At 61.4% G+C, this 11,758-nt stretch carries 9 protein-coding genes; 1 reads left to right on the top strand and 8 read right to left on the bottom strand.

All coding sequences use genetic code 11. From position 1 onward, the window contains the following. Positions 1-52 precede the first annotated feature (52 nt). From glk to PW789_RS08170, 8 genes are all read right to left on the bottom strand, one after another. On the bottom strand, positions 53-1,099 hold the full coding sequence (gene glk, locus PW789_RS08205; RefSeq protein WP_299374126.1) for a glucokinase: 1,047 nt from the start codon (positions 1,097-1,099) through the stop codon (positions 53-55). After that, positions 1,100-1,891 carry a 6-phosphogluconolactonase gene (gene pgl / locus PW789_RS08200; RefSeq protein WP_299374123.1) on the bottom strand — a complete coding sequence of 264 codons (792 nt, stop codon included), beginning with the start codon at positions 1,889-1,891 and terminating at the stop codon, positions 1,100-1,102. 131 nt (positions 1,892-2,022) lie between these two features. After that, positions 2,023-3,573 (bottom strand): glucose-6-phosphate dehydrogenase, encoded by a 1,551-nt coding sequence (gene zwf, locus PW789_RS08195; protein ID WP_299374120.1) that lies wholly within the window; start codon positions 3,571-3,573, stop codon positions 2,023-2,025. A 43-nt stretch (positions 3,574-3,616) separates the two neighbouring features. Next, positions 3,617-4,522, bottom strand: coding sequence for a phosphogluconate dehydrogenase (NAD(+)-dependent, decarboxylating) (gnd, locus tag PW789_RS08190; protein ID WP_299374117.1), 906 nt, complete (start codon positions 4,520-4,522; stop codon positions 3,617-3,619). A 104-nt stretch (positions 4,523-4,626) separates the two neighbouring features. Beyond that, positions 4,627-5,499: an oxidoreductase gene (locus PW789_RS08185; protein WP_299374114.1), complete on the bottom strand. Its 873-nt coding sequence runs from the start codon at positions 5,497-5,499 to the stop codon at positions 4,627-4,629. A gap of 67 nt (positions 5,500-5,566) precedes the next feature. Then, positions 5,567-6,244: a ribose-5-phosphate isomerase RpiA gene (gene rpiA / locus PW789_RS08180; RefSeq protein WP_299374108.1), complete on the bottom strand. Its 678-nt coding sequence runs from the start codon at positions 6,242-6,244 to the stop codon at positions 5,567-5,569. A gap of 27 nt (positions 6,245-6,271) precedes the next feature. After that, positions 6,272-8,272 (bottom strand): transketolase, encoded by a 2,001-nt coding sequence (tkt, locus tag PW789_RS08175; RefSeq protein WP_299374105.1) that lies wholly within the window; start codon positions 8,270-8,272, stop codon positions 6,272-6,274. 119 nt (positions 8,273-8,391) lie between these two features. After that, positions 8,392-10,857 carry a glycoside hydrolase family 15 protein gene (locus tag PW789_RS08170; RefSeq protein ID WP_299374102.1) on the bottom strand — a complete coding sequence of 822 codons (2,466 nt, stop codon included), beginning with the start codon at positions 10,855-10,857 and terminating at the stop codon, positions 8,392-8,394. 237 nt (positions 10,858-11,094) lie between these two features. Here PW789_RS08170 and PW789_RS08165 point away from each other — a divergent pair, with 237 nt between their 5' ends. Next, entirely contained in the window at positions 11,095-11,706 is a 612-nt protein-coding gene (locus PW789_RS08165; RefSeq protein WP_299374099.1) for a superoxide dismutase, read from the top strand. Positions 11,707-11,758 lie beyond the last annotated feature (52 nt).

Raw genomic sequence — 11,758 nt, 5'->3', positions numbered from 1 at the left:
TCTTCAGCGAAAACCCGCATCGCTGCTGAAGAATTGTGGCGCCTGGAATAGCCTAGGACTTGACCGAGGCTGCCCTCTCCGAGACGTCGCCCATCTCCGCCGCGCGTGCCTCGCCGTAGGCCGCCGCGCCCAGCAGGGCGCAGCTGTCGTCGAGGATAATGCGTACCGGAATCGACTGCAGCAGCGGGGACATGCGGCCCTTATCGAGGAACGCCTGCATGAAGAAGCCATTCTGCATCGTCTTCAGCCGCTTGGGCGCGATGCCGCCGCCCAGGTAGATGCCCCCCGTAGCCAGCACCTTCAGCGCCAGGTTGCCCGCCTCGGCACCATAGGCCGAGGCAAACAGCTTCATCGTCTCAAAGCAGATCGAGCTGGAGCCATCCTCCGCGCACTCTCCGATGACGGCGTTTGGGTCCTCGCCCGCCATGCGGTCGCAGAGCCACTTCGGCTCGTCCAGTTTTTCGACCTCGCGCAGAAAGCGGTAGACGTTCTTGATTCCCAGCCCCGAGACCACGCGCTCGAAGCTGACGCGCCCCTTCAAGGTGCCGCGCAGATATTCCAGCATGGCGATCTCGCGGTTGGACCGGGCCGCGAAGTCGCAGTGCCCGCCCTCCGACGGAATCGGGTTGTGCCTCTTGCCGTCCCAGATCAGCAGCGCCTGTCCCAGTCCAGTGCCCGCCGCGATCAGTCCGCGATGGCCCACCGCGTTGGCGTCGCCCTCGTGCAGCGTGAAGATCTTGTCGGCGGCCAGCTCCGGGATGCCGTATCCGTTCGCCTCAAGATCGTTGATCAGAAAGACGTGCTTGATCGAGAGCGACTTCGACAGATCACGCGCGTCGAGAACCCATGGAAGATTGGTCAGCTTCAGACGGCCATCGCGCACCGGCCCCGGGCAGCCGAAGCAGGCGGCGAGGATCTCTTCGCGCTTGGCCGCAGGAAACTGTTCGTTCCCGGAGAGGAACTTGTTGACGATCTCGTCAAGCGATCCAAACTGATGCGCCGGGAACTTCTCATCGCGGATCGCGTGAAGATTTCCCTCTGCAAAGTCGTAAAGCGCCAGGTGAACCTTGGTACCGCCAACATCGCCGGCAAGAATCATCTATTTAAGCTCCAGTGTCCCAGTCGATCCCTGAGGTGCAGGCAGCTTAGCCGCCGCCATTTGGTCGAGCAAGAGAGTCAGTTTGCCGCTCGCCGGACGAATGATCTGCGACGGATACGTCTCCGGCTGGTACGGCCCTTCGAGAACTTCGTGCAGCACCTGGGCCTTCTTCTCGCCCTCAATCAGGAAGGCGACCTCGCGGCCCTGGTTGATCACCGGCCAGGTCAGCGTGATGCGCCAGGTGTCCTTCTGCGGAACGTGGTTCGCCACCACGATGTGCGCCATCTCGTTGAGCGCCTCGGTGTGCGGAAACAGCGAGGCAGTGTGCCCGTCGTCGCCCATGCCCAGCATCACCAGGTCGAAGGTCGGCGTCTCCGCACCCTCCAGCTTGAAGCCGTTGCGAATCGCCGCCTCGTAACGCGCAGCGGCAACCTCGGGCTCCAGCTCGCCTTCCATGCGATGAATATGCTCCGGCGCCAGCGGCACCTTCGAGAGCAGCGTTTCGTTCGTCATGCGGTAGTTGGACTCGGCATCGTCCGGCGCCACGCAACGCTCATCGACCCAGTAGAGATCCAGCTTGTCCCACGGCACCTGCTTCGCAAACGGCTGCGCCGGATCGGCGAGCAGAGCGAACATCGCCTTGGGGGTTGTTCCGCCCGAGATGGCAATGCGCGCAACTCCTCGCGCGGCTGCGGCCGCCGTCACCGACGACGCGAACAACTCTGCGGCTGCCCTGGCCACATCGGCCGGGGTCGTATAGACGTGATAAGTAGCAGTGGTCTGACGCGGCATACTCTTCCTTCTCTTTGAATGCTTGTTGCGAATGCAATCTCTAGGATGCGTTTTCCGAATGCAATGGCTAGGCCTCGCGGACTGCCGGCATAACACCGGCAGATCCGCGAGGCCCAAAGCGATGTTGCGATTTAGAGCTTACGCCACTTGCGGCCCTGCGATGCCAGCAGCTCATCGGCTGCCTCCGGACCCCAGGTTCCTGCAGCGTAGTTCGGGAGATCCTTCAACGGATTCTCCTTCCATGCCTTGAGAACCGGCGTCATCAGAGCCCACGTTGCCTCCACACCATCGCGGTGCGTGAACAGCGTTCCGTCGCCCAGCATGGCATCGAGCAGCAGGCGCTCGTAGCCGTTGGCCGAGGACTTGCCGAAGGCATCCGCGTAGCTGAAGTTCATCTGCACGGGGCTCAGATCCATGCTCGGGCCAGGCAGCTTGGCGCCAAAGCGCAGCGAGATGCCCTCGTCCGGCTGAATGCGCATCGAGATCAGGTTCGGCTCGACGGCCTCGGTGTTATGGCACTCGCCACCCTGGAACAGGTGCATCGGCGGCTGCTTGAACTGGATCGTGATCTCTGTAACGCGCTTCTCCAGACGCTTACCGGCGCGGATGTAGAACGGTACACCGGCCCAGCGCCAGTTATCGATCTCCAGCCGAAGCGCGGCAAAGGTCTCGGTCTGCGACTCCGGGCTCACGCGATCTTCCTCGCGATATCCGGGAACAGCCTTGCCACCGATCGTGCTCGGGCCATACTGCCCGCGAACCGTGTCTTCCAGCTTGATCGGGTTGATGGCCTTCCAGACCTTCACCTTCTCCACACGCACAGCCTCGGACTGGAACGAGATCGGGGGCTCCATCGCAACAAAGCTCAGAAGCTCCATCACGTGGTTCTGCACCACGTCGCGCAGAGCACCGGCCTGCTCATAGAACGGGCCGCGGCCTTCGATGCCGATCGACTCTGCAGCGGTGATCTCGACATGATCGATGTAGTTGCGGTTCCACACGCTCTCGAAGATGCTGTTGGCAAAACGGAAGACGAGGATGTTCTGCACCGTCTCCTTGCCCAGATAGTGATCGATGCGGAAGATCTGGTCCTCGTGGAAGACCTTGTTGACCTCATCGTTCAGCGCGCGGGCCGACTCCAGATCGTGGCCGAACGGCTTCTCAATGATGGTGTGCACCCAGGGCGTCTTACCGTCCTTGTCCTTCTCAGGCTGGGCCATCTTGTGCTCGCCAAGATAGTTGATGATGTCGGAGAAGTACTCTGGCGCCGTCGCCAGATAAAACAGGCGGTTGCCCTGGGTGTTGAACTTGCCGTCCAGCTCGGCCAGCTTCTTCTTCAGTGCGTCATAACCGTCGCCGTCGTCGAAGTTCATCGCAAAGTACTGCACGCGGTCGACGAACGGACCCAGCTGAGCCTCGCTCTCCTCCACGCCGCCGCCGGCGATGATGCCTTCCTTCATATCCGGAGCAAACGTCGTCTCCAGAGCACGGCGCGCCACGCCGAGAACCGCAAAATCCTTGGGCAGCAGGTTGGCCTGCTCCAGGTGATAGAGCGCGGGCAGCAGCTTCCTCTTCGTCAGGTCACCGGATGCGCCAAAGATCACAACAACGCATGGATCGGGCACGCGCTCGCTATTCGAAGCCGCGTTCTTTTCGGGAGCAATAACTTGTGTCGTAGCCATTTCTCTTCCTTTTCTCTTAACCAGTTCTTATCCAGGGAAACCGTTAGGCCTTCTTCACGGCATGGCCGCCGAAGGCTCCACGCATGATCGAGATCATGCGATCGGTAAAGTTGTTCTCTTCGCGCGAACGCAGGCGGCGGATCAGCGACTCGGTGATCACCGGAGCCGAGATGTTCAGGTCGATCGCCTCCATCACGGTCCAGCGGCCTTCGCCGGAGTCCGGCACGTAGGCCTCAAGGCCAGCCAGCGTCGGATTCTGGTCAAGCGCATCCGCGGTCAGGTCCAGCAGCCACGAACGGACAACCGAGCCCTTCTGCCAGATGTGCGAGATCTGCGTCAGGTCCAGGCCGAGCGGCTCCTTGGCCTTCATGATCGAGAAGCCCTCGGCATACGCCTGCATCAGGCCGTACTCGATACCGTTGTGCACCATCTTCACGAAGTGACCGGCGCCCGAAGGTCCAACATGTCCCCAGCCCTCGGTGGGCGAAGGGGCCAGCGCCTCGAAGATCGGCTTCAGGCGATCGACCGGGCCCATGTCGCCACCGATCATCATGCTGTAGCCCTCCTTCAGGCCCCAGACACCGCCCGAAGTACCGCAGTCAACGTACTCATAGCCCTTCTTCGTCACGGCCTCATGACGGCGCTGCGTGTCCTTGTAGTTCGAGTTGCCGCCGTCGATCAGGGTGTCGCCCTTCTCGATCAGCGCCTCGAGCTTCTCGATCGTCTGATCGACTGGATCGCCCGACGGAACCATGATCCAGATGGCGCGAGGAGCCGACAGGTTCTTCACCAGGTCCTCAAGCGAATCCACTCCAAGCGATCCGGTCGCCGTCAGCTTGGCCGTCGCGTCTTTGTTGAAGTCGAAACCAACGACCTTGTGGCCCGCCAGCCGCAGACGCTCCGCCATATTGAATCCCATCTTGCCAAGACCAATCAGTCCAAGTTCCATTTGTTTATCCTTTCCTCGCTGGACGGCCATGCCGTGTTTTTGTCGATGCGTCTCATCGTGCCGTTCTAATCACCAGCAGCTTGATCCGTACTTCTATCGAAGGGCTACTTCCCCTCCGCAAAATCTGCGCCTACCGTCACTGGCTCCCAGGCGGTAAGCTCTATCTGCCAATTGTCGAGCTTTTCGCGTAAACGCTTCAGCGCCCCCGCGCCCAGCAGCAGCCGCAGCGGAGGCTTCTCCATCTCCACCACCTGCTGCATGGCCTGCACAGCCTTCAGCGGATCGCCCGGCTGCTTGCCGTCCTGCGCACTCATGTAACGACGCGCATTGGCGGCGGTGGTCTCGTAATCATCAATCTTCGTCGCGGCCTCGGAGCCCGAACGTCCCAGGAAGTCCGTGCGGAACGGTCCCGGCTCGATGATCGTGAGCTTGATGCCGAGCGGCGCAATCTCCTGCGCCAGTGCCTCGGAGATACCTTCAACAGCAAACTTCGTGCCCTGGTAGAGGCCCATCCCCGCGCCGGCGACCACGCCGCCGATCGACGAGAGGTTCAGGATATGTCCGCTGCGCTGCTTGCGAAGCTGAGGCAGAAATGTGCGCGTCACGCTGAGCAGGCCAAAGACATTGGTCTCGAACATCGGACGAAGCTCGTCCTCGGAGACCTCTTCGACTGCACCGAAGACGCCATATCCTGCATTGTTGACCAGCACGTCCACACGACCAAAGCGCTCGATGGTCTTCGCCAGAGCGGCATCAATCTGATCCTGCTTCGTCACATCGAGGGGAAGAGCCAGCGCGCGGTCAGGATAGCTCTCTTGCAGGGGAGCTACCTGCTCCACCTTGCGCGCCGTCGCAACCACCGTGTCGCCGGCCTTCAGAACTTCTTCCGCCAGAATGCGGCCAAATCCAGTAGAAGCGCCTGTGATGAACCAGACACGCGAGACAGAGGCCGAATTGATGTTTGCAGCGGTTGACATGTGTATAGGACGCGTCTTCCCTTAGTCTCGATGCAAGATCAACAACCGTTGTGGTGTCTGCGTGCGTTCATCGCCCGACCTCCACAACGCCCTGGTCGCTCGCAATCAGTGCAAACGACGCCATATTCAGAAATAATCCGTGTTCGACCACGCCCACGATCGAGCGAATATCGGCCGCCGTCTTCGCCGGATCAGCGATGACACCCGCGGAGCAGTCGAGAATGAAGTTGTTCTCATCGGTCAGGTAGACCGAGCCATCCTTGTGGTGCCGCAGCTTCGGATTCAATCCCAGCGCCTCCAGCCGATGCGTCACCAGCGGAAGCGCCATCTTAACCACCTCGACCGGCAGCGGGAACTTGCCCAGCTGCTTGACCAGCTTTGAACCATCTGCAATGACGATGAACTTCTTCGCCGCGCTCTCCACAATCTTTTCGCGCAACAACGCGCCGCCGCCGCCCTTGATCAGTGCGAGGCCGGGGCCGACCTCGTCGGCCCCGTCGATCGCAAGATCCAGCGCCGGCGTCTCTTCAAAGGTCGTCATCGGAATGGACAAGGACTCAGCCAGCTTCTGACTGGCGGCAGAGGTGGCGATGCCATGCACCTTCAGACCGCCCTTCACGCGTTCGCCCAGCTCCTGGATAAACATCGCCGAGGTGGTGCCGCTGCCTAATCCCAGCGCCATCCCATCCTCGACAAACTCCAGAGCGCGTCGAGCCGCTGTCCGCTTTGCTTCGTCCTGTGTCATTTCCGTTTCTGTCGACCCCTGCCGTGCCTACTTCTTGACCAGCTTCTTGGCCAGCTCAACAACGTGAGCCACGCTGATGCCCAGCTTCTCCATCGCGATCGGTCCCGGAGCCGAAGCGCCGAAACGATCCAGACCAATCACCGCACCGTTGTGGCCGATGTACTTGTACCAGCCCATCGTGGCGCCTGCTTCAACCGCAAGCTTCGGCGTGCCTTCCGGCATCAGGCTGGCCTTGTACGCCTCGTCCTGCTCCTCGTACAGCTTGAAGCTCGGCATCGAGACGACGCTGGCGTTGATACCGGCAGCCTTCAGCTCCTCGGCCGCCTTCACGATCAGCGAAACCTCGGAACCGGTGGCGATCAGGATGATGTCCTTGCCCGAATCGTCCAGAGCATAAGCACCCTTGCGCGTGCCCTCGAGCACGTTGTGCTTCTCGGCATCGATCACCGGCAGGTCCTGGCGCGAAAGAGCCATGAAGCACGCGCTCTTGCGCTCGAGCGCAATCTGCCAGCAGGCAGCCGTCTCGTTCGCGTCCGCCGGACGGAAGTCCGTCAGCTGCGGGATCAGGCGCAGGCTCATCAGGTGCTCGACCGGCTGGTGCGTCGGTCCGTCTTCGCCGAGACCGATGGAGTCGTGCGTGAAGATGAACAGCGAGTGCACGCTCATCAAAGCCGCAAGGCGGATGGCGTTACGCGCATAGTCGGAGAAGACGAAGAAGGTCGAGCCGAACGGAATCAGTCCGCCGTGAGCCGCCATACCGTTGACCATCGCGCACATACCGAACTCACGCACGCCGAAGAAGACGTTACGTCCCTTGGGATCGAGATGGAAGTTCAGCGAGTCCTTGAAGATGGTCTTGGTCGAAGCCGTCAGGTCGGCAGCGCCACCGAACAGCTCAGGCACCACACCGGCGATAGCGTTCATCACCACCTGGCCTGCATTACGGGTCGCAACGGGCTTGCCCGTGGGGAATACAGGAATCTTCTTCTCCCAGCCAGCAGCCAGCTCAGCCTTGATCACACGATCGAATTCAGCAGCCGGCTCCGGATACGCCTTCGCGTACTCGGCAAAGTCCTTCTGCCACGCCTCGTGAGCCTTCTTGCCCTTCGTCTTGGCCTCGGCCCAGTTCTTCGCAGCCTCTTCGGGAACGTAGAAGGTCTTGTCCTCGGGCCAGCCGAGGTTCTTCTTGGTGGCCTTCACCGCCTCAGCTCCCAGCGCCTCGCCGTGAACCTTGCTCGTACCGGCCTTCGGGCTGCCGAAGCCGATCACCGTGCGCACGCGAATCAGCGAAGGACGCGTCGTCTCTGCCTTGGCAGCGGCGATCGCAGCCTCGATAGCGACGAGGTCGTTGCCGTCGTCGACCATCTGCACATGCCAGTGATAGCCCTCGAAGCGCTTGGTCACGTCCTCGGTGAAGCTCAGCTCCGTCGGGCCGTCCAGCGAGATCAGGTTGTCGTCGTACAGAACGATCAGCTTGCCCAGGTTCAGCGTTCCGGCCAGCGAGGCCGTCTCGTGCGAGATGCCTTCCATCAGGTCGCCGTCGCCGCAGAGAACGTAGGTGTAGTGGTCGATGACCTTGTGTCCGTCACGGTTGTAGACGGCGCCCAGATGCTTCTCGGCGGTGGCGATACCGACTGCCATGCCGAAGCCCTGGCCGAGCGGACCGGTGGTCACTTCAACGCCCGGGGCCTCACCATACTCCGGGTGGCCGGGGGTGTGCGAACCCCACTGGCGGAACCTCTCCAGCTGGCTGATCGGAAGGTCATAGCCGGCGAGATGCAGTACGCCATACAACAGCGCCGAGGCGTGGCCGTTCGAGAGAACAAAGCGATCACGGTCGATCCACTTCGGGTCCGACGGATCGTACTTCATCAGCTTGTGATAGAGGAGGTAGGCGATCGGTGCGCAGCCCAGAGGCGCGCCAGGGTGGCCAGAGTTGGCCTTTTCCACCGCATCCACGGCGAGAAAACGGAGAGCGTTGATGGAGAGCTGGTCTAGCGCATTCTGCTGGTCGGTCTGTTCGCTCATTCTTGTCCTTTTCCTTCAATCTCGGCGCGCACAGGGAAGCGCTCGCGCTCGATTCGCGTATTTATTCGATTAGGGCGTTCCCCAATCAGTGTACAGCTGTGACCACGATCACTGCATCTTCAGCACATGGGAGCGGCCGATAAAGGAACGATCGCAATCTCGATATTCCGTCCCAGCCAACGTTCCTGTTTGTCCTCGCCGGGCCAGCTCTGCGTAAAGATAATCGACCCTGCCTGCCCTGCCGGTGTCGGAATATCCACATATGCCCCGATGCAGCCCACCATATTCGAGATGGCCGTCTGCACCGTCGCCCATCCATCCAGCGTGTACACCACGCGGAAGTGCCCGGTATCCACGATCCGCAGCGTATGTCCCTCGCGGATATGCCGCACCGGCCTGCCCGCCGAATAGATCTCCAGGTGATTGGTAAACGTACGCTTATCCGCTGCCACCTGGTAGCGCTCCGCCACCAGCGGAATGAAGTCGAAAACTTTACTGTCTGTTAACGAGCGCAGCAGCTTCAGGTACTCCGAGTGGGCCCAGACCAGCGGTTGCGCCGCCCCCGCCGACTTGCCGAAGTACATGCCCTCCGACGGCAGATCCTCGTGGTCCCACACCTGCTCCGGCAGCATGCCGCCCTTCGAGGCGAACGCCTCCAGCGCATGCGTCAGCGTATCGCTCTTGTTGCCCGCAGCCAGCTCATAGTGCGCCCGCTCACCGCCCAGCAGGGGCCACGCTCTGCCCTGCCCCCAGCCATCGAACGGCCCGCCATCCTTCTTCTGCCCGTAACCATCGTGGTTGTAGCGCCGCCAGCAGGGACCGTAGGGCGTCTCGATCTTCAGCACATGATCGACGACCTTCAGCGAATCCACGATCAGCGGATCGTCCGGCTTCCGTATGCCATAGCGCACCAGCTCCAGGAATCCGGCGTCGATCACCTCGCGCGCCTCGTAGACCGATCTCTCCTCCGGCCCGCGATTGTTGATGCGGAACATCCCCACCGGCACGCTCGCATCATGAAACGGCTCGCCCGGCGCAGGCGGCGTAATCCGCACGTAATGCCGCTTCACCTCCGGGTGCAGCACACCGTCGCAGGTCGTCGTCCACTCATCCAGGTGGGCCTCGATCCAGTCCGCATAGCCCTCGAGAAAGTCCGCCAGCTCCAGGGACTCATGCGCCCGCGCAATATCGGCCGCGCACACCAGCCCCGAGATCACCGCCGCCAGCGTCGACGGCGAATAACCCGCAGTCTCTTCCCACCGCTCCTGCTGCGTTACCGGGGCATACTTCACCAGGAACGTCGCCGCACGCTCTACAAAGGGAAAGATCTTGAAGGTGCCGATGCTGCCTTTCTTCCACAGCCGCCACGCCAGGATGATGGGAAACGCCACCTCGTCCAGCTGAATGCCGTGCCAGTACGGTGTTCCATCGATCCAGAAATTCTGCGCGAAGCTTCCATCCGGCTGCTGCGTACAGGCCAGATACACCAGTGCCCTCAAGGCCGTGTCGTCGCGTCCGCAGGCCAGCAGCGCCGTCGCGGTATGCACCATGTCGCGCGTCCACACCAGGTGATATCCGCCCAGATCGTTATCGCCCTTCGAAGCTCCCCAGGGAATCGAAGCCGATGCGATAAACGCACCCGAATAGGTCTTGTCTTCGTGCGCCAGCAGTACGTTCTGGCTGATCCTCGCCAGCCATCCGTTATCCGACGACGACACCACCAGCTGCTCCGGCGAGCGCACCCGCGCCCACTGCGCCAGAAAGCGCTTCAGATGATCGTCAAACGGAGTCGCCAGGCTCTGCATCATGCACGCGAGCGCCGCATGATGACCATCGCCAAACGCCATCGCAATAGTGAACTCCGGCGTCTTGGCCACGTCGATCTCGCCCATCACCGCAATGTTGCCGTCCAGCGCCTGACCGAACTGCCACTTCATCTTCATGTCGCTGAACAGGTCCTGGTAGCCATCGCTGTGGCCGACGTAGCCGCACGAGGACCGCGTGAAGCCGCCGCTCGCGCTCATCGCCAGCGATGTATTACCCTTCCACGCCAGCAGCGATCTGCGTCCCGCCACATCGATGCTGCGCGCCGAGTTTCCCGCGCCGCCGCCGTTCAGATGCGGCGCCAGCAGCGCATAGCACTTCATCCGCTGCAGCACCTCGGCATCGCCCTCGATCTTCACGTTGATCAGCACGCAGGGAAAATGCGGGTTCGAGATGACGACCTTGGTGACGCGATAGCGTCCGCCCCGCTCCTTCGCTTTCATCCGCACCGCCAGCGCCGTGCCTTCCACATACGCGAAGTCGTAGTCCAGATCGCGCTTCTCTTCATGAAAGAAACTCTCGCCGTCGGTAAACAGCAGCTCCATGTCGCGCGTCTGCGGGCGGTCGATCGTCGGATAGTAGATTTCGTTCAGCGTGCCGTGCGACATCGTGTACCAGACGCGGCTTGAAGCCGAGTACGCCGTACCCACCGCATCCTTTCTGCTGGAGGTCCACCGCGGCTCCAGGCCAGGGGCGCCAAAGGCAGGTCCATCATCGTCGAGCCAGCGGTAACTTGCAGAGAGATCGTTGAGATCGTTCATCCTTCAACAATAAACCTCTCCCGCAACCTGAGACGCACGGAAGCGGAAGGACGCCTTACTTCATGCGGTTGCGTTATGATGGCCGGGGTCACGGATTTTTCTGGCCGATTTCCGACGCTCGAGTTCCGGCACGTTGCATCGCGCCGGTCGCAAGAGGCATCAGAACTCATTGAACGCCCGGCCCCGGCAGATCTTTTACGGGATGCCGGCCATGGACCTTCCACACAGGAGACGACAGTGGCTTACGAACTTCCCCCCTTGCCCTACGACTACGCCGGCCTTGAGCCCACCATCGATGAAGCGACCATGAAGCTTCATCACGACAAGCACCATCAGGCGTATGTCACGAACCTGAACGGCGCCATCGAGAAGCACCCCGAGCTCGGCTCTAAGTCGCCCGAAGAGTTGATTAAGGACCTAGCCTCGATCCCTGAGGACATCCGCAAGGTCGTCCAGAACAACGGCGGCGGCCACGTCAACCACACCATGTTCTGGCAGATCATGAAGCCCGCAGGCGGCGGCGCTCCCACCGGCGCCATCGCCGAGCAGATCACCAAGGACTTCGGCGACTTCGAGGCCTTCAAAAAGCAGTTCAACGAGGCCACCGCCAAGCAGTTCGGCTCCGGCTGGGGCTGGTTGGTGTTCAAGGGCGGCAAGCTCGAGATCGTCACCTCCGCCAACCAGGACAACCCGCTCTCGCAGGGCCTCTACCCCATCCTCGGCAACGATGTCTGGGAGCACGCCTACTACCTGAAGTATCAGAACAAGCGCCCCGACTACCTCGCCGCATGGTGGAGCGTCGTCAACTGGGACGAGGTCAACAAGCGCTTCGAGACCGCCAAGAAGTAGTATTCTTCCAGCGCATAAAAGCAGAAAAGGCCGCGAGCAATCGCGGCCTTTA

Source organism: Edaphobacter sp., from assembly GCF_028283685.1.
GTDB lineage: Bacteria > Acidobacteriota > Terriglobia > Terriglobales > Acidobacteriaceae > Edaphobacter.
The sequence above is the reverse complement of the archived record's forward strand: the minus strand, read 5'-3'. Positions and strand labels throughout refer to the sequence as shown.